Origin of the sequence: Paenibacillus sp. FSL R7-0652 (assembly GCF_038595045.1) — a bacterium.
Taxonomy (GTDB): domain Bacteria; phylum Bacillota; class Bacilli; order Paenibacillales; family Paenibacillaceae; genus Paenibacillus.
Genome location: NZ_CP152001.1, coordinates 3,034,103 through 3,052,656, shown reverse-complemented (window position 1 = coordinate 3,052,656; position 18,554 = coordinate 3,034,103). Strand labels below are relative to the sequence as shown.

The 18,554-nt window shown below is 46.5% G+C and carries 16 protein-coding genes; 1 reads left to right on the top strand and 15 read right to left on the bottom strand.

The features are described 5' to 3' along the window. Positions 1–104: 104 nt before the first annotated feature. From MKY97_RS13900 to MKY97_RS13875, 6 genes are all read right to left on the bottom strand, one after another. Positions 105–1,517 carry an MFS transporter gene (locus MKY97_RS13900; protein WP_342555989.1) on the bottom strand — a complete coding sequence of 471 codons (1,413 nt, stop codon included), beginning with the start codon at positions 1,515–1,517 and terminating at the stop codon, positions 105–107. Positions 1,518–1,589: 72 nt separating this feature from the next. After that, positions 1,590–2,180 (bottom strand): TetR/AcrR family transcriptional regulator, encoded by a 591-nt coding sequence (locus MKY97_RS13895; protein ID WP_342555988.1) that lies wholly within the window; start codon positions 2,178–2,180, stop codon positions 1,590–1,592. A 111-nt stretch (positions 2,181–2,291) separates the two neighbouring features. Beyond that, a complete protein-coding gene (locus tag MKY97_RS13890; protein WP_342556327.1) occupies positions 2,292–2,663 on the bottom strand; it encodes a hypothetical protein in 372 nt (123 codons plus the stop codon). 155 nt (positions 2,664–2,818) lie between these two features. After that, complete coding sequence (locus MKY97_RS13885) at positions 2,819–3,547, bottom strand: amino acid ABC transporter ATP-binding protein (protein WP_342555987.1); 729 nt, start codon at positions 3,545–3,547, stop codon at positions 2,819–2,821. Next, positions 3,540–4,988: an amino acid ABC transporter substrate-binding protein/permease gene (locus MKY97_RS13880; RefSeq protein ID WP_342555986.1), complete on the bottom strand. Its 1,449-nt coding sequence runs from the start codon at positions 4,986–4,988 to the stop codon at positions 3,540–3,542. Before MKY97_RS13880 ends, MKY97_RS13885 begins: the two co-directional genes overlap by 8 nt. 330 nt (positions 4,989–5,318) lie before the next feature. Then, positions 5,319–7,391: a serine hydrolase domain-containing protein gene (locus MKY97_RS13875; RefSeq protein WP_342555985.1), complete on the bottom strand. Its 2,073-nt coding sequence runs from the start codon at positions 7,389–7,391 to the stop codon at positions 5,319–5,321. A gap of 253 nt (positions 7,392–7,644) precedes the next feature. Between MKY97_RS13875 and MKY97_RS13870 the strand changes: the two genes are divergently transcribed. Next, the gene (locus MKY97_RS13870; RefSeq protein WP_342556326.1) at positions 7,645–9,075 is read left to right on the top strand and encodes a PLP-dependent aminotransferase family protein; all 1,431 of its coding nucleotides are present in this window, start codon (positions 7,645–7,647) and stop codon (positions 9,073–9,075) included. A 69-nt stretch (positions 9,076–9,144) separates the two neighbouring features. Here the strand turns inward: MKY97_RS13870 and glyA are convergent, their stop codons facing one another. From glyA to MKY97_RS13825, 9 genes are all read right to left on the bottom strand, one after another. Then, complete coding sequence (glyA, locus tag MKY97_RS13865) at positions 9,145–10,404, bottom strand: serine hydroxymethyltransferase (protein WP_342555984.1); 1,260 nt, start codon at positions 10,402–10,404, stop codon at positions 9,145–9,147. Positions 10,405–10,429: 25 nt separating this feature from the next. Then, on the bottom strand, positions 10,430–11,635 hold the full coding sequence (locus MKY97_RS13860) for a benzoate/H(+) symporter BenE family transporter (protein WP_342555983.1): 1,206 nt from the start codon (positions 11,633–11,635) through the stop codon (positions 10,430–10,432). Positions 11,636–11,655: 20 nt separating this feature from the next. Then, on the bottom strand, positions 11,656–12,399 hold the full coding sequence (locus MKY97_RS13855; protein ID WP_342555982.1) for a YggS family pyridoxal phosphate-dependent enzyme: 744 nt from the start codon (positions 12,397–12,399) through the stop codon (positions 11,656–11,658). Positions 12,400–12,629: 230 nt separating this feature from the next. Then, complete coding sequence (rbsB, locus tag MKY97_RS13850) at positions 12,630–13,562, bottom strand: ribose ABC transporter substrate-binding protein RbsB (protein WP_342555981.1); 933 nt, start codon at positions 13,560–13,562, stop codon at positions 12,630–12,632. A 15-nt stretch (positions 13,563–13,577) separates the two neighbouring features. Next, entirely contained in the window at positions 13,578–14,549 is a 972-nt protein-coding gene (rbsC, locus tag MKY97_RS13845) for a ribose ABC transporter permease RbsC (RefSeq protein WP_342555980.1), read from the bottom strand. A gap of 1 nt (position 14,550) precedes the next feature. After that, positions 14,551–16,032, bottom strand: a complete 1,482-nt coding sequence (locus tag MKY97_RS13840; protein ID WP_342555979.1) for a sugar ABC transporter ATP-binding protein — start codon at positions 16,030–16,032, stop codon at positions 14,551–14,553. A 14-nt stretch (positions 16,033–16,046) separates the two neighbouring features. Continuing rightward, positions 16,047–16,448: a D-ribose pyranase gene (rbsD, locus tag MKY97_RS13835; protein WP_342555978.1), complete on the bottom strand. Its 402-nt coding sequence runs from the start codon at positions 16,446–16,448 to the stop codon at positions 16,047–16,049. A 45-nt stretch (positions 16,449–16,493) separates the two neighbouring features. Continuing rightward, positions 16,494–17,372, bottom strand: a complete 879-nt coding sequence (rbsK, locus tag MKY97_RS13830; protein WP_342555977.1) for a ribokinase — start codon at positions 17,370–17,372, stop codon at positions 16,494–16,496. Next, entirely contained in the window at positions 17,365–18,354 is a 990-nt protein-coding gene (locus MKY97_RS13825) for a LacI family DNA-binding transcriptional regulator (protein WP_342555976.1), read from the bottom strand. The genes rbsK and MKY97_RS13825 overlap by 8 nt, the downstream gene beginning before the upstream one ends. Positions 18,355–18,554: the final 200 nt, after the last annotated feature.

Genomic DNA, 18,554 nt, shown 5'->3' with positions numbered 1-18,554 from the left:
CATTCATGTAAAAGAGGCCTGTCATTGAAGACAGACCTCTTCTTTTTTATTTTTGCAATTCTACGGATGTAAATGATTGGATGGAGAATGCACTTTGGGCTTCATCAGACCCAAGTGCCCGGTTCATTCACCTGCGCATGGGATTTACGATCAAACTGCCACCGATACAGAAAAGTCATCAATACAATCAATACAGCAAGCAAAATAAACAGATTACTATATACAAATGCAGATGACAGGCTGATAAAAGGATTGAAATGCAGCTGCGGCGCTCCCCCGTCGATGACCTTGCTAAGAACGGTTGTAGATACTGAAGCCGCGATGAAATTGAACATGGATAGCAGCCCCATGCCAACGCCAACCTGTTCTTTGGAAAGCGTCTGTGCGATCGTATTAGAAAGCGCAATTTGCATATAGGATTGACCAAGAACCGCCAAGATTAGAAAAGATGAAATATAAAACAGAGCCAAGCCGGCTGCAAACGATAGACTTATAAAGCCGATAACAAGCATCGTCGAAGCCGTATATATCAAATATGCATTTCCTTTCTTATCAGCCAATCTTCCTCCACGCCTTCCCAGTAGTGCTGCAGTCAGCGCAGACGGCAGCATGGTTAGACCTGCCAGAGCCGGATAAGCATCATACACATGGGTTAACAGCTGCGGGATAATAAATGGAATGCTGAATCCACACGCCACCAATATAAATGAGATTAACATTCCCCACGTATAAGATCGGTTGCGAAATACAGCCGGCTCTACAAACGGTGATGCTGCATGGAGAATCCGAAGGATAAACAGGATCAACACGGCAATGCCCATAAGCAAGTACCACCAATTCAAATTCGTCAGTGCAAGCAGCATGGCTCCAATGCTTCCCGCGAGCAGCAATCCTCCGAGATAGTCCATCTTATCGTAGACTCCCTCTTCATGATTTAGATACTTTCGATAGAAGGGCAGAGTCAACAGTGACAGCAGCGGTATCGCAAATAAAAACTTCCAGTCAAGTGCACTGGAGATTAGTCCGGCAGCGATGGGACCTAGAGCAGATCCCAGGGCAATGCCGATCGCAGAAGTACCCAGTGCCTGACCACGCTTGTTCGGTGGAAAATATCGAACCGGTATAATCATTGCAAGAGCTGGAATAACAGCAGCTCCGGCGGCTTGAATGAGCCGTGCCAGAATAATCATAAAGTAGGACGTCGAAATAATGCCCACAATGGAACCTAAACCTAACAATAGGAGTCCAAAAGTGATTAGATTTTTAATGCTGTATCGATCGGTTAGTTTTCCGTATGTGACTGTAGCGACGGCGTATACGATTAAATATCCGGTGACGATCCAACTCGTCTCCGAAGCGGATCGTTCAAATTGTTCCCCTATGACCGGTAAAACAACATTAAACATCATCCCGTTCATTACAGAAATGATAAGTGTAAAGACCAGCACGCGAAGCAGTGCCGTTTCTTTACCTGTTGAAGGTGTATCGTGGGTATCCACGCTCTTTGTAAGCTTCATGTTTTTTCCTCTTTTCAAGTGAACTGTCATTTTGTCTGTCAGTACTTACTGACATCCATTTGCTTAAAAAAACTAGGGCGTTAGAGCCCTAGTAAAGGTCCATACACTTTCGGCAATCACATCTTCCAAAGAAATCCACGGAAAATGTACATGATCCTCCATATGATTAATAAACAATCCATAATTTAATGCCATGAAGGAAAAAGCCTGTATTTCAGCGTTGATCTGAACCACCTTTCCCTGCTCGTACATCGTCTGTAAATATCCGGTTAAAAGCTCAAGCAACTGCTGCGGATGTCGTACCGTTCGTGTTCTTAAATCCGGCAAATGATTCATTTCCTTCAGACTGATCATAAACAATTTGCGATTTTTATGCATAATTTCATGATAGGTTCTGCTAACCAGCAATAAATCTGAATGCAGATTCCACACCAGTTTTTCTTCGAAAAGACGTGTCATTTCTGCTGCATAATGATATTCATCGAATGCGCTCTCAAGCAAATTTTGTTTCGTACCAAAGTGGCGAAATAGAGTTTTCTCACTTACGCCCGCGGTTAAGGCAATCTCCTGCGTTGTAACACTTTTATATCCTTTTACCGAGATCAGATCAATCGCCGTTAACATCAGCTTTTCTTTTGTGCTCCGTTTAATTGAATTGGACATGAAGCTCTCCTTTTACCAATGTCAGTGACCACTGTCATAAATGAAGACTACCTTTTGAATCAGTCCTTGTCAAGTATAAATTTGAAAGTTCGTAATTGGGGGGTATGCGTTTTAGAGAATGCGCCCAACTTCATCCATCGCCTGCACGGCGAGCTGAAACGCTCGAATTCTTCTCTCGAGCAGGGTGCGCTGAGGTGTTCCTGCTGCAGTCTTTTCTATCATTTTCTCCACCGATGCCAGAAGTTTGTTCATCACCTGACGTGCCTCGGTAATCTCCAGCCTACTGTATACTTGTTCAGGTATCCTGTTCCAGATATATTCCAGAACATGCAGACTCACGCATAGAGCATGAAGTCTTTTCTCAAGAACAGACGTATTTGCCCCTTTCTCGGTCATATTCTGCAGCGCGTTCTCCGATTTGCGAATCACCGATTGGAAGGCTTCAATGGATTGCATTTGTTCCGTTTCAGATACCGTTTCCATCATGGATACACTCTCCTTCTGTTCAAATAAGTATACTGCATGTTCATGCCTGCGCCGCGTTCCGAAAACCTATTATAGTGTCTTCAGCTTAAATGTACCAAACAAAAAAACCGCAGTTCGCGGCTTTTTGTGCTGCACCAAATATTTGCTTGTCGTTAAAGTACCTTTTCCAAAAAACTGATCGTCCGTTCATGCCGAGGTTGGCCGAATATTTGCTCAGGATTACCTTCTTCCACGATATATCCGCCATCCATAAAAATAACCCGATCCGCAACTTCGCGGGCAAAGCCCATCTCATGCGTAACAATAATCATCGTCATACCTTCGCGGGCGAGGTCCTTCATAACACCAAGCACCTCTCCAACCATCTCCGGGTCAAGGGCCGATGTCGGCTCATCGAACAGCATGACATCCGGGTTCATCGCGAGTGCACGTGCAATGGCTACACGCTGCTTCTGTCCGCCGGAGAGCTGGCTTGGGAAACTGTCTGCTTTATCTGCCAGACCGACGCGATCCAGCAGACGAAGAGCGGTCTCTCGTGCCTGTGCTTGATTTAATTTGCCAAGTTCCATTGGCGCAAACATTATATTTTTAAGTACGCTAAAATGCGGAAACAGATTGAAATGCTGAAATACCATGCCGATGTTTTCACGGGCTTTGTTAATATTGGTATCTCTGCTGTTCAAGTCCTGATTATCGACAATCACGTGACCTGCCGTAATCTCCTCCAGACAATTGATGCAGCGCAGAAATGTACTTTTCCCCGACCCGGACGGGCCTATGACACATACGACTTCTCCTTCGTTTACCGCAACGTCGATGCCTTTCAGTACCTCATTCGATCCAAAGCTTTTTTTAAGACCTTCTACTTTAATTTTACCCACGGCGCAACTTCACCTCCAGATAATCAGCAATTCTTGTCAGTATAATAATGACGATAAAATACATTGCCGCAACCGTTAACCAAATGTCAAATGAAGCAAATGTTCTGGCAATAATGATTTTACCCGACTGTGTAAGCTCAACCAGCCCGATGACAGAGAGGATTGACGTATCCTTCAGCGTAATCACCATCTGATTAATAAATGACGGGATCATTACACGGATCGCCTGTGGCACGACAATTTTCATCATGGCTTTACGATATGGAAGACCCAGTGAACGAGCTGCTTCCATCTGTCCTCGGTCAATCGATTGAATCCCTCCGCGGATAATCTCGGTGACATATGCTCCGGCATTTAAACTCAGCGTCAGAATTGCTGCAAGGAACAGCGGCATCGTAAAGCCAAACGCTTGAGGAACACCGAAGTATATGAAATAGGCGAGAACCAGCAGCGGAATGCCTCGGAAAAAATCGACGAAAACCATAGCGATGCCGCGCAGTATTTTATTACGTCCCACTTTCATGAAGGCAAAGATCAACCCGAGAATAAAGGCAAAGAACAGCGACACAAGGGTATACCAAAGCGTCTTGCCCAACCCTTTCAGCAGTGCTGGTAGAGATTTGACTATAAGTTCGAAGCGTCCCAGACTTTCAGCAGTCTCCGCATTTTCATCCAGATATTTGTCTCGAATGCTCTGGTACTCGCCACTTGCCTTGATGTTGGCAAGTCCTGCATTAAACTTCTGCAGCAGCTCCTCATTTTTACCTTTGCTGACGGCAAAACCGTAGGGTGCACCTTCTTCTGGTTCAGTTACAACTTTCAGTCCGTTGTTCTGCTTCTCCCCATATCTCAACACAGGATAATCATCGAAACATGCGGCGGAATTCCCCGTTTTTACATCATCATACATCTGCACGGATTCATCAAAAGGTACGATGGTGAACCCGTATTTGGACGCGTTCGCTTCAGCAAAACGGTATCCTTCCGTCCCCGTTTTCACAGCTACTTTTTTGCCGCGAAGATCCTCGTAACTTTTAACGGAATCATTGTTCGCTTTGACGCCCATAACGACACCTGATTCAAAATAAGTATCCGAAAAGTCGAATTTGGCCTTCCGCTCATCGGTGATACTCATGCCCGCTATAACGCCATCCACTTGGTTCGATTCCAGCGCCTGGACGGCAGCATTAAATCCTAAAGCTTTGATTTCATATTTAAAATTTTGATCCTTCGCGATGGCTGCCAGAATATCCATATCGATGCCGACAAAATCACCGTTTATATCCTCAAATTCAAACGGCGCAAAGGTAATGTCGGTACCGATCACATAGGTTTTGCCCGAGTCCGATTGTGCCTGCACACTTCCCGTCCAACCTGTAAAACCGGACACCAGAAGCAGCAGCATGGTAAGTATAAGTAATGTAATCCTGTTATTCTTCATATGTCCTCCTCGTCTTGACGTCATGCCATACTTAAGTTTCCAAACTTGCTCCAGTTATTATTCTCAGCACTTAAACAATCAATGCTCTTTCTACCCACCTTCATCTTTTGTTTCCATGGCATTTCTTCAATGAACTTGTAAAAGTCCTCTTATACTTACCCTGGAGGCCAAGCTCGCGAAACCTGAATTTAAAATTTGAAATATTATACGCAAAAAAAGCCGCAAAATGCGACCTTTGAGCGATCTCGTTAATGAGCTGTGTTTATGTTTCATAAAAATTCTGTTTCTTTTTTGAAAAGTTCCTATCGTTTTTGAATGAAATTTAAGCGTTTATTTTAACGTAATTTCAAAGGTGGATCCCGCTTCACCAGCAAATACGATACTGCCTTTCTCCGGGAGTATCATTGTCGTTTGACCACTGACTAGGCTGTGATTCAGGCTGACACCGTACTGGTCGTAGACAACAAATGAGGCATTTGACGGCACGTTCACGTTCATTTCTTTCCCTCCAGCAGAAGACGGGATGGAGTACCATTTGGCGTAACCATTCGACTGAATCGTCGTCTTCGATTGCTGACCTGCATAGATCGGTTTAATGATGTCCTGGCTGGCATATACATTGCCTCCTTGAGACACATACTCCACACCATCTTGTTCATAAAAGTTGAATTCCATCGTGTCCCGTCCTGCGACACCAGGGATTTGCAGGTGATTCACAGCCTGGTCCGCATCCGTGATGGCATTTGTGTAAATATAACCTGGCAGCTCACTGGGCAATTGAATTGGAATAAGCGGCATGGCCGTATTATATAGAGTCGAGGTATGTTTCTCATTCACGAGCACATACGCTTTGCCCACTCTTGCCTGCCACGCAGCTGCGGTCTCTTCCGACAAAGGATTAGCTTCCAGCTTCTCTGCCTTGTATTCCGAGGAAGCCAGCTGCCCGAGTCCAGGCACCGATTGATATGAACGTGTCCAAAGATACGTATTTCCGTTACTCTCTTGAACAAACTTCACTTTCTCCGTACCTGCTTCATTCACAAACGAACCATCCGCAGTGTAGATGTACGTCTGTTTCGGGCTGTTTGGAACGCCCAACATCGTCGTCGTGAGCTGTCCGTTCTCCTGCACATCCAGTTTCAGCAGCATGTTGGCACCGCCGCCATAAATTCCCGAATGATCCATCTCTTCCTTCGGCATTTCCGCTTTCACGGGAATCCCGTGTGACTTCTCCGGTTTACGCTCAGGAATCAGCTTCTTTTCTTCCAGCGCACGGAGTAACAGCTCTGATGCAATCAGTTGATTCGTTGAACTGGAACCTCCAGAAGAAGTAACGGCTGCGGCCATGTTATGCTCAGGCAGTACAATTAGAGAAGAATGATAAGCAATCGTATTGCCTCCTTTGGCCCATGCCTTGATCCCGTATTGATTGAAAGGGAACAGATTCACGCTGTCCCATCCAAGTCCGTAAGCAATAGAGGAATCTCCATCCTCCGGCCACATTCCCCGCTTGTATTCTTCCTGTCCGGCAGCTTCCGCTGATTCTTTGGATAGAACACCATTCTTCTCGTTCGTAAATACTTGTGACAGCTTCACCAAATCTTCGGCTGTGGAATAGATGCCGCCCGAAGCAATCATATTGGTTGTCTCCAAAGGCTGCTGTTCCTTCTTGGCGGAGTACGTCGCTGCCATTTGTTGAAGATTTAACGGATCTTGTGGCGTTTTGGTATGATTCATGCCAAGAGGTGTTGTAATATTACGGTGCATAAACGCTGTAAAACTCAAGCCGCTGACTCGCTCCACCAGAATCTCGGCTAAAGAGAACCCGTCATTGCTGTAGACCGAATAAGCTCCCGGGTCTGCTTTCAGATGCTGTGATGCCAGTTGTTCCAATAAAGTATCATGTGCGTATGTATCCGGGTCTTCAAATAGAATCGCACTGTTACTGGATGTGCCCAGCAGTCCGGATGAATGATTCAGCAGCATGCGTACTGTAATCTGAGTATAGCGATTGTCCTTCATTTTAAATTCAGGAATATAGCCCACTACAGGATCGTCCAGTTTCACTTTGCCCTCGTCGACCAGTTTCATAACTGCGGTTGTCAGGAACATTTTACTGGTTGAACCGATGCCATACATGGTGTCTGACGTGAGAGGCACGTTCTCCGCAGGATCATTCATACCCGTTTGTCCGGAAAGAACAATATTTCCTCCATCGATAAGCGCGTATTGAACACTGGTAACACCGTAATTTTCGGTCAATGTTTTCGTTTTTGCAGTGACGGCTTTTTGAGTTATTGCCAAACTTGATTTACTCGGAATCTCGGCTGCATATACAGCCGTGGGAGTTAACATCGCCAGCACCAAGGTCATAGCGATTATAGACGTTCTTTTTTTTCTCATCTTCATCTTCTCCTATTCTGCTGTGTGATCGTCATGTTGTGCTGTTTCCTAACTCAGTATAGAAAATGAAAATGAACTACCCACGAACTTCATATGAACTTAAGATGAACAGTCAAATTAATATATTAATCGCGATTTATCGTTGCAGTTTGAACCGTTGTCATGATAACATTCCCTACAATGGAACGCCCGAAATTTTATCATGTTCAAGTATTATGCAATCCATAATTTCAACAACAACGGAGTTGTTATGATGTTAAAAGTGAACCGAAATGATGACCGTCCGATCTGGCAGCAGCTGCTCGACCAGGCTATTCACAACATTACAACCGGGAACTGGCCACCAGGTGAACTGCTTCTTCCGTCACGTGAGTTAGCCGGACGGATCGGTGTTTCACGGTCTACAATTCAGATCGTTTATGAGGAATTATTCAGCCGGGGTTATACGGTAACCTCACGTCGCGGTGGAACAAGAGTCAGCAGCTCGATCCAGGTGCTCCGTTCTTTAGAAGAGGAGCCGCCGTCCGGGCCTGTACCTCCCGCACTGCCCGTAGTAAACGAATCCATTGCCAAACTACAGAGCTGGTTTGGAGATCAAGATGCACCGCAGGTGGACATAGATTTCAACCCGCACGAGCCTTATATCGATGAGACGTTCACCCAATCCTGGAGAAAATCATTTTTGCAGGTGTCTGCTGAACCCGACCTTGATATCTGGTCGTATGGGGATGCCAGAGGTTTCCTGCCGCTGCGAGAACAGATTCAGCGTTACCTGTCCCTAGAACGAGGAATTCATATTGAAGCTGATCAGATTTTGTTAACTTCAGGCGCACAGCACAGCATTGATTTAATTACTCAGGCACTTCTGAGCGAAGGGGACAGAGTATCCGTGGAGGACCCGGGCTTTCCTGCTGCCTGGACCACCATGAAATACCGCAAAATGCAGATCGATGCCGTACCTGTTGATGAGCAGGGACTATGTGTTGATCGCATCCACCCCGAATCCAGGCTCGTATTTGTGACTCCTTCGCACCAATGCGCCACGGGAATCATCATGTCAGAGCCGCGCAGACAGCAATTCATGCAGTTAGCCGGAAAACATGGAATGTGGATTATCGAGGACGATTACGATAGCGAATTCAGATACCGTGGAGACCCGATTCCTACCCTGTTCAGCCAGCTGCCTCAGAATACGCTTTATATGATGAGTTTCTCCAAAATGATTGCGCCCGGTATACGTTTATCCGCAATTATAGGACCTCAGGCAGCGATTGAGCGGCTTACCCAGATTCATGAACTGACTTATCGCCATTTACCCATCATGGAGCAGTTAACGCTGAATCATTTTATTGAGCGGGGGCAATTTATGCGCCATATGAGAAGGGTTCGTAACATTTATCGCCGCAGACACGAGGTCATGACCAAAGCGATCCATTCTTCCGGTCTTAGTTCACGTTATAGATTAAGCGGAGTAGAAACCGGCTTACATATTCTTCTTGAAGCAGATGCGTCATGTGATGAAACAGCAATAACCTCTGCCGCCCGCAGGCAGGGGGTCTGTGTTTATCCGCTGAGCAGATACTGTCTGGAGAGTGATCGTAAGGGGTGGGTGTTAGGTTTTGCAAAAGTAGATGAGGAACGAATCGAAGAAGGCATCTCCCGATTTGCCCGGACCGTATTATAACAATTGAACAGAGCCCGTCAGCATTGCAAAATCGATAAGAAGATTGCAATGCTGACGGGCTGTATCTATTTATGAGGTGAACGAGGCCCCTGCTTCGTACAGAGGAAATCGTGATGTGATCTCGCGCACACAACCGGATATGTGCTGCTTTACTTTAGTATTCGCTGGATTTTTAAATGCAAGTGCGATCAGCTCGGCAATTTCTTTCATCTCCCCGGCGCCAAGTCCTCTGGTTGTCATGGCCGGAGTGCCGAACCGAATACCGCTTGTAACTAACGGACCTGCTGTATCATGAGGAATCGAATTTTTGTTTGCCGTGATGCCTGCTTCATCCAGCATGATTTGTGCGTCTTTACCCGTAAGGCCAACACTGCGCAGATCAACGAGAATGAGATGATTATCGGTACCTCCAGAAACAAGAGAAAGTCCTTCATTAATTAGCGTTTCCGCCATTACTTTGGCATTATTCAGAACGTTTCTCATATAAACAGTGAAATCAGATTGCATGGCTTCCCCAAAAGAGACCGCCTTTCCCGCAATAATATGCATAAATGGACCACCCTGCGTTCCCGGAAAAACGGCTTTATCGATGGCCCTTGCCCAGGATTCTTTACACAAAATAGCACCTCCGCGCGGACCACGCAGCGTCTTATGTGTCGTCGTGGATACAATATGTGCGTGCGGTACAGGGTTAGGGTGTAATCCTGCTGCAACAATGCCCGCGATGTGTGCCATATCTACAAAAAGTAAGGCTCCCACCTCGGAAGCAATTTCAGCAAAAAGTTCAAAATCAATACGCCTCGGGTATGCACTTCCGCCTGCAACGATCATTCGCGGACGATGTTTGTGAGCCAGTTTTCGAACTTCGTCAAAATCAATAAGACCTGTTTCTGGATCAACACCATAGGGAACAAAGTGATAAAATCTTCCTGAAAAATTAACAAGATTTCCATGTGTCAGATGACCGCCATGAGAAAGATTCATTCCAAGAATCGTATCACCCATCTCTACTGAGGCAAGATATACAGCCATATTCGCCTGTGAACCGGAATGCGGCTGCACATTCGCATGTTCAGCACCGAATAGTTGTTTCAGGCGATGATTAGCAATATCCTCTACCGTATCAACATGCTCGCATCCACCATAATATCTTCTGCCCGAATAACCCTCAGCGTATTTATTGGTTAATACGCTGGCTGTGGCCTCCATTACGGCTTGGCTCACAAAATTCTCCGAAGCAATGAGTTCTATCGTATCCCGCTGTCTCGCAAGCTCGTGACGGGCTGCTGCTGCCAAAGCTTTATCTTGACTCTCTATATGTTTTAACATCCTGATCATCATCCCTTCCGGTTTCTTAACCATTCGTTCCAAGTTGTTTTTTTGCAAATTTATGATGAATGAGAAGATGCGCCATAACTCCAGCCACAAGTCCCCAAAATGCACCGCCGATGCCAAACAAAGTTACATTAGCCGCTGTTGCTAAAAATGTAATCAATGCCGTTTCCCGTCCGTTCGGGTCCGCCAGAGCGTTAGCCAGGCTGCCGCCGATCGTTCCAAGCAAAGCCAGCCCTGCTAGTGTGGCGATAAAAGCTGCTGGAAGAATTAAAAATAACGCTGCTAAGGTTACCCCAAAGATTCCGACAGTTATGTAGAAGACTCCGCAGGCAATGCCTGCTATATAACGCTTGGATGCATCTTCATGCGCATCTTTCCCCGTGCATATGGCTGCGGTAATGGCTGCCACGTTAAATGCATGTGAGCCGAATGGTGCAGCGATAAGTGAACCCAGGCCGGTTACCGTTAATATAGGGTTGGCACTCGTTCGAAAACCATCATTGCGAAGAACCAGCATACCTGGCATGTACTGTCCCGTCAGCGTAATAATAAATAACGGCAGAGCCACACCGAGCAGGGCCTGAATTGAAAATTCGGGAGCTGTGAATACGGGTAAAGCGACCGCGAGCTGAATGGAGCTGAAATCGGTTTTCCCCATAATCACCAGGTAGATCAGGCCGAGAACCAATATACCAACGATGGCATAGCGAGATGTAAACCGCTTTAACACGATATAGGCGGTGAACAATAGAATAACCAGTGCAGGTTCGACCTTGGCCCCTTCAAACGCGGAGATACCAAACTGAAGTAAAATTCCTGCAAGTAAACCAGAAGCGATCCCTGGCGGAATTAATCGGACGAACCGTTCAAACAAGCCAGACATGCCCAAAATGACAAAACCAACGGCGGATATCATATAAGCACCTATGGCTTCAGAATAAGGAGTTACAGCCAGCATGGAGACAAGGAAGGCTGCAGCTGGAGTAGACCACGCTGTAATGATAGGTTCTTTATAGCGGTAACTAAGCCAAATCCCCGTGATCCCGACCCCTATCGATATGGACCATATCCAGGAAGCGGTCATTTCCGGGCTTAACCCTGCTGCTTTAGCCGCTTGAAACACAAGAATGAAGGTCCCTCCATAATTGACAATGACAGAAATTAAAGCCGCAGTCACTGGCGATATCAAATCGCGCCCACGAATCCTATAAGATGCTTTTTTCAATGTAAACCCCTGCCCCTCAACTAATCTTCTATCTTTGTATGTTCGTTCCAGTAGTATTCATCGGGCAGATAACGTGGGCCAAATACATTGGTTCCCACACGAACGATGGTCGCTCCCTCTTCAATCGCCATACTGAAATCACCCGACATGCCCATCGATAACATTCCCATGTCGACACGCGGGATGTTTCTCTCTCTAATCTGTATACTGAGCTGTTTCAACAACCGAAAACATTGACGGGTCTCTTCAGCTGATGCATGGAGTTTCCCAATCGTCATTAACCCTTTTACATGCAGCGTTTCAAATTGAGACAATTGTTCAACGAGCTCCACTGCTTGCTCTGGAGAAGCACCGAATTTACTTTCTTCATAGGACGTATTGATTTGTACTAGAATGTCCATTGTGCGCTGTTCTTTGACAAGCTGGTCATGTAAGACCTGCCCGAGCTTCAGACGATCCACCGAATGGATCATGGTCACATACTTAATAACCTCCTTTACTTTATTCGTCTGCAGATGTCCGATAAAATGCCATTCCACCGCTTTGGACTGCTCCATAAGAGGATATTTATCTCGCAGTTCCTGCACCTTGTTTTCTCCAAACAGCTGTTCACCTGCCTGCACAGCGATCTGTAACTTCTCAAGCGGCACCGTTTTCGTCGCTAAAAGCAGCTGCACATCGGTAACGTTTCTCCCAGAAGCCTTGCAGGCCAGAGCCATTTGTTTTCTAACCATTTTCAAATTTTCTTCAACCGGATAATCCAAGCAAGATACCCCTTTCTACTCGCCATTTGAATGACAGTATAACAACCTATGGACTGAATATGTATATCCAAAGATATTGTTTTTGTCCAATCCAAAACGTTGTGATGTGCAATTGGATTCAGGTACGAGTCTGGTTCGAGCTCAATCAACTATGATTTCCACGAAAAAAAAATCCCGTTCCGGCTTTTTCGCCAGAGCGGGATTCATATATTACTTATTAAATATTGAATTTATTGATTTACGTTTTCCTTGGTAACCAGCTTCAATTCAGCCGGGATGGATTTCTCAACCTGTTTACCGCTCAGCACATCCAATGCCGCCTGCAGCGCAAGCTGTCCGATTAGTTCGGGCTGCTGAGCTACGGTCGCTGTAAGTTTGCCATCCTGAATCGATTTAATGGCATCATCGTTACCGTCAAATCCGATTACCGGGATATCTTTACCTGAGCTTTGAATCGCTTCGATGGCACCCAGAGCCATCTCGTCATTGTGTGCAAATACGGCTTGTACTCCCGGATTCCCCTGCAGCAAGTTCTCCATAACATTCAGACCTTTGGAACGGTCAAAGTCAGCAGATTGTTTGGCAACCACATCCAGCTTCTGATCTGCAATCTCATGGAATCCTTTGCCCCGCTCCCGGGTAGCAGATGCACCTGGCACACCTTCAAGTTCAATAACTTTGGCCCCCTCACCCAGCTGCTTCACGATATATTCGGCTGCCATACGTCCACCCTTCGCATTATCGGATGCAACGAGAGCTGCAACTTCACCTTTATCTGCCGAACGATCCAGCGTAATTACCGGAATGCCAACACTATTAGCGGATTGAACCGCTGTAGAGATCGCTGCGGAATCTGCCGGGTTGATGAGTAAGGCGTCTACACCCTGCTGAATCAGATCGTCCACATCATTCGTCTGTTTCGCGGAGTCATTCTGAGCATCCACCACGACAACCTGAATGCCTTGTTTCTGAGCTTCTGCAACGACACCATCTTTCAAGGACACAAAGAACGGATTATTTAGTGTCGAGATCGACAAACCAATCTTTTTCTGCTCTTTGCCTCCCGCCGTCTTCGGTTTCGCCCATCCTGGTGGTTCCAGCGAGCATCCGGCGAGAACAACAATCAGCATCATACTTACCAGCGTTAATATCCATTTTTTCATGTTGAATTCTCTCCCTTACGCAGTTTTCTTGCGGTCCAGCAGGACAGCGATAGCAATAACGACACCCTTCACAACCATCTGATAAAAGGAGTTCACACCGAGCAGGTTCAGACCGTTATTCAGTACTCCGATAATCAACACACCAATCAATGTACCTACAATGCGTCCCCGACCGCCGGAAAGACTTGTTCCGCCGAGTACAACTGCGGCGATAGCGTCCAGTTCGTATGATGTACCTGCCGTAGGTTGAGCAGAATTCAGACGGGATGTCAGAATTGCACCAGCAAGCGCTGCAAGCATACCTGCGAGGGAATAGATCATAATTTTCACACGGGATACCTTGATACCCGAGATAATGGAAGCTTTCTCATTACCGCCGATAGCGTACGTTTTGCGGCCGAAGGCCGTTTTATGCAAAATGGTCCACAGAATGACAAAGGTAATCAGCATCGTAATCGCTGGTACCGGAATGCCAAGCAGGTAACCGCGTCCAAACAACTGGAACAGCAGACTGTCACCCAGACCTGTTATCGGGTTACCGTTGGTGTATACCAGCGTCAAACCTCGGAAAATAGTCATTGTAGCAAGGGTTGCGATAAATGGCGCCATGTTCCCCTTGGTAATCATCAGTCCATTCACCATACCCATGACTCCACCAAGGGCAACCCCGATGATAATAGAGAGAATCGGATCAAGACCGGATAACATCATATTGGCTACGAACGCACTGGATAGTGCAAGTATAGAACCAACCGACAGGTCAATCCCGCCAGTGAGAATAACAAACGTCATCCCAAACGCAATCAGTGCATTAATGGAAACCTGACGGAGCAGATTCAAAATGTTAAGCGGTTCCAAAAAACTTGGATTAAGCACGGAAACGATAACAATCAGGATGATTAATCCGAGTAATGGTCCGAGTTTCTGCGTTACGCCTGACAAGCGGAAACCACTTTTGGCTGTTTTATTGTTCTGCATCGTTGTCATGTTACTGTCCCCCTGTAGCTAGAGTCATAATGTGTTCCTGTGTCGCTTGTTCCTTCGGCAGCACGCCGGTAATACGCCCTTCATGCACAACCGCAATGCGGTCACTCATGCCCAGCACTTCAGGCAGTTCGGACGAAACCATGATAATCGCTACCCCGCGGTCCGTCAGTTCGTTCATGAGCTGATATATCTCACGTTTTGCACCAACATCCACCCCGCGAGTAGGCTCGTCCAGAATGAGAACACTCGGACCAATACCTACCCATTTGGCAATAACGACCTTCTGCTGGTTCCCTCCCGACAAGTTACGAGCCGCGGTTTCCGAGGATTGCGTTTTGATCTGCAGCCGTTTAATCAGTGTGTCCACAAACTCCTGCTCTTTGGAGGTCGAGATGAAACCTTTGCTTGAAAAGCTGAACAGATTCGTCAGTGCCATATTCTCACGGATGGAAAAATCGAGCACCAGCCCTTCATCCTTCCGGTCTTCCGTAATAAAACCGATGCCATGCTTCACCGCATCGGATGGTTTGCGAATGTTCACCTTTTTACCGCGAATATGGATCTCTCCACTGTCTAGACGGTCCAGACCAAAGATCGCTCTCATGATCTCTGTTCGCCCCGAACCCATCAGACCAGAGAAACCTAATACTTCGCCAGCTTTCACATCAAAGCTGACATTTTCGAACAATTCTTTGCGATTCGCGTTTCGAACTTCCAATATCACTTCACCATATTTCGGTTTACGGGAAGGATAACGCTCGGTCAGCTCACGACCAACCATCTTGCGCACAACTTCATCGAAGTTTGTATCAGGAATCGCTTTGGTATCAACGGTACGTCCGTCACGCATAATCGTGATGCGATCACAGATGGTGAAAATCTCCTCCATCCGGTGTGAAATGTAGACAATCGATACACCGTTCTTACGTAAAGACCTGATGACCTCAAACAGCTTCTGAATCTCACGTTCCGTTAAGGCTGCTGTAGGTTCATCCATAATAATGACTTTGGCATTGGTCATCAGCGCTTTGGCAATCTCAATCATCTGCTGCTGTCCAACAGAGCACTCTCCGGCAGGACGTTCCAGAGGAATATCGACCGACAGTTTGGCAAACTGCTCACTGGCAAGCGCTTTCATTTGTCTTGTATTCAGCAGACCCATGGAGGACGATATCTCCTTACCGATAAACAGGTTATCCAGCACCGTCATCTCCGGCCAGACATTCAGCTCTTGGTGAATGAACGTAATACCGAGCTGCTCCGCTTCTTTCGGACTGCCAAAATACGTTTCCTTCCCATCTATCTTGATCGTTCCCTGATCACGCTGGTGCAGGCCAATCAAAATGTTCATCAGTGTTGACTTACCAGCGCCGTTTTCTCCCATCAGGGCATGAACCTCACCGTCTTTTAATTCGAAATCCACGCCGCTCAGCACTTGATTGGTGCCAAACGCTTTGTGAATGTTATGCATCTGAATGTGCATAGTGCAGCCTCCCTTTAACCAAAATAAACCCCCGATTGTAAAATGCAATTGGCATACGGCGCAGCCTCGCCAGTGCGTATAACCGCCTTTACCTGCCGGGTTAAGGCTTTGAATTGTTCATGATTCACGCTGTCATCGATAACTTCTGTCCCAAACTTCTCTTTCAGGTAGGTGAGTGTCTGGGGATTGCCTTCTTGAATCTCACTGGCTATGATGACCTTCTCAATCACCATGTCGTCCGCAATGACGTCCAGCACTTCGCGGAAGCTCGGTGTACCATACTTAAGTGCAAGGTCAATCTTGAGTACACCATCCGGAACGGGCAGGCCCGCATCCGCAATGGCAATCTGATCGGTGTGACCCAGGTCAGACAAGATTTTAGAAATGTGACTGTTCAAGATGCCGTTTCTTTTCATATCAAGTTCCCCTTTATTTCATTTGCAGACTTCTCTTTAGTTGGTTTATAGAGTCTCCTCTACTTCGTCCCGAGTTGGCATACCGCCCTGAGCACCAAACTTGGTTACGGATAGAGACGCTGCCCGATTGGCAAAACGTACACTGTCCTGAATCGATTTGCCTTCAGCCAGAGCGACTGCAAATGCTGCATTAAACGTATCACCTGCTCCGGTTGTATCTACAGCTTCGACTTTGTAGGTTGGCACAAGCACTTCTTCATGACCATCAAAATATCGAACCCCTCTGCTGCCTTCTGTGATAAACAGCTTGTTCGGATGCTGACGGAGTGCTTCTGCAGGCTTCATATCTCGAAATAAAATTTCGGCCTCATGTTCATTCGGCGTAATATAGGCTGCGTTATCAATTACTTCTTGCGGTACTTCACGGGCCGGAGCGGGGTTCAACAGTAATGGTGTTTTGTATTCCGCACACAACCGGCTAACATGAAGCACCGTTTCCTCCGGGATTTCCTGCTGGATGAGTACAATGTCCGCGTTACGGATCGCTTCGGCTGCTTGATCCACGTAAGCAGGGGTCACTTCGCGATTGGCTGCTTCAACAACAATAATGCTATTATCTCCTTCGGCCAGGATGATATGAGCAGTGCCGCTTTCTGAATGTGTAACCGGTTTCACATTATCCGTATTTACACGATTAGCTTTAAAATTCTCTAAAATTTCTGTACCGAATGCATCATCGCCAACGCGGCCGATCATGATAACTTCAGCTCCCAAACGAGCTGCTGCAACGGCTTGGTTAGCACCTTTCCCGCCGGGTACGGTTTTGAAGCTCTCGCCAAGCACGGTTTCACCCGCGCCTGGTCTTCTGGAGGATGTCACGACCAAATCCATTGAACTGCTGCCAATTACACATATGTTAGCCATCTTTTCTCACCTTTCTCGTTGTTCCCCGTTCAATGAACGACACGGGAAGCTGTATGTTTTTGTTCTCCATGTTATTTTGCTCTACTAATTGAATAAGTAATCCTGCTGCTTCTCTGCCCATCTCATATGCTGGCTGACGAATCGTAGATAAGGCCGGTGACAATAACCCGCTCATCGGAATATCGTCAAACCCGATAACCTGCACATCATGCGGGACACTCTTTCCGATTCGATAGGCTTCATGCAGTACCGCCATCGCGGCTATGTCATTACTGGCAATAACGCCATCCGTGTCCGGATATTTACTGAACAGCTCTTCTGCCCATACCCCCGCCTCATTGAATGAGAAAGAGGTCGTTTGAATGACCTCATAACCGAGCCCCGCTTCACGGATGACTTCAACTGCGCCTTCAAAACGATCTTGAGCTGGCCGAATATGGGAAGGTCCCTGCATCACAGTAATACGCCTGCTGCCGCGCTCAATCATTTCCTTGGCAGCGAGTCTTCCGCCTTCTCTGCCATCGGCATAGACCGAAGGTCGATCCAATGAAGTTCGATCTAGAAATACGACAGGAATCTTTAGTTTTTCATATATTGAAGAGTGAGGATAATTGGTGGAAGAGATCACACCCACCACGTTATTCTGGATAAACGTCTGGATGTAATCCTGCTCCTTCCGTTCATCCTCATCGCTGTTTCCAAATATTAATCTGTAATCCTGTTCCTGCATGCGATCCTCCACACCTCTTGCAAGCTGCGGAAAATAAGGATTCGCGATGTCTGGAAGCAGTAACCCAATCAATTTTGACTTGCGTGTGTATAGTGAGCGAGCCACTTCATTTGGCGAAAAGTGAAGTGCTTTCACTGCTTCTTCCACTTTCTTGCGTGTATCCGCATGAACATAACCCCTGTCATTAATCACTCTGGATACTGTGGCTACCGATACACCCGCCAGATTCGCTACGTCTCTAATGGTTGTCATGAAAAGTTCTCCTTATGTGTAACCGGTTACACACATAAATTATCACATTCTTTTCGGTTTGGCAAGTCATCGCTTGCTGGAAATATAAACCACACGTTTTTTTCCCAATGCTCTTTAGTCTCTCTCTCATTTGCAGACATAACGGCGGATACCTGATTCAACCTTTTTTTCTTCCAACACAAACTCTCGGATTTATGATA

Bases quoted from the DNA above. Each gene is read 5' to 3' on its own strand.
- MKY97_RS13900 (WP_342555989.1), bottom strand. From the start codon at position 1,517: ATGAAGCTTACAAAGAGCGTGGATACCCACGATACACCTTCAACAGGT.
- MKY97_RS13895 (WP_342555988.1), bottom strand. From the start codon at position 2,180: ATGTCCAATTCAATTAAACGGAGCACAAAAGAAAAGCTGATGTTAACG.
- MKY97_RS13890 (WP_342556327.1), bottom strand. From the start codon at position 2,663: ATGGAAACGGTATCTGAAACGGAACAAATGCAATCCATTGAAGCCTTC.
- MKY97_RS13880 (WP_342555986.1), bottom strand. From the start codon at position 4,988: ATGAAGAATAACAGGATTACATTACTTATACTTACCATGCTGCTGCTT.
- MKY97_RS13875 (WP_342555985.1), bottom strand. From the start codon at position 7,391: ATGAGAAAAAAAAGAACGTCTATAATCGCTATGACCTTGGTGCTGGCG.
- MKY97_RS13870 (WP_342556326.1), top strand. From the start codon at position 7,645: ATGTTAAAAGTGAACCGAAATGATGACCGTCCGATCTGGCAGCAGCTG.
- glyA (WP_342555984.1), bottom strand. From the start codon at position 10,404: ATGTTAAAACATATAGAGAGTCAAGATAAAGCTTTGGCAGCAGCAGCC.
- rbsB (WP_342555981.1), bottom strand. From the start codon at position 13,562: ATGAAAAAATGGATATTAACGCTGGTAAGTATGATGCTGATTGTTGTT.
- rbsC (WP_342555980.1), bottom strand. From the start codon at position 14,549: ATGACAACGATGCAGAACAATAAAACAGCCAAAAGTGGTTTCCGCTTG.
- MKY97_RS13840 (WP_342555979.1), bottom strand. From the start codon at position 16,032: ATGCACATTCAGATGCATAACATTCACAAAGCGTTTGGCACCAATCAA.
- rbsD (WP_342555978.1), bottom strand. From the start codon at position 16,448: ATGAAAAGAAACGGCATCTTGAACAGTCACATTTCTAAAATCTTGTCT.
- rbsK (WP_342555977.1), bottom strand. From the start codon at position 17,372: ATGGCTAACATATGTGTAATTGGCAGCAGTTCAATGGATTTGGTCGTG.
- MKY97_RS13825 (WP_342555976.1), bottom strand. From the start codon at position 18,354: ATGACAACCATTAGAGACGTAGCGAATCTGGCGGGTGTATCGGTAGCC.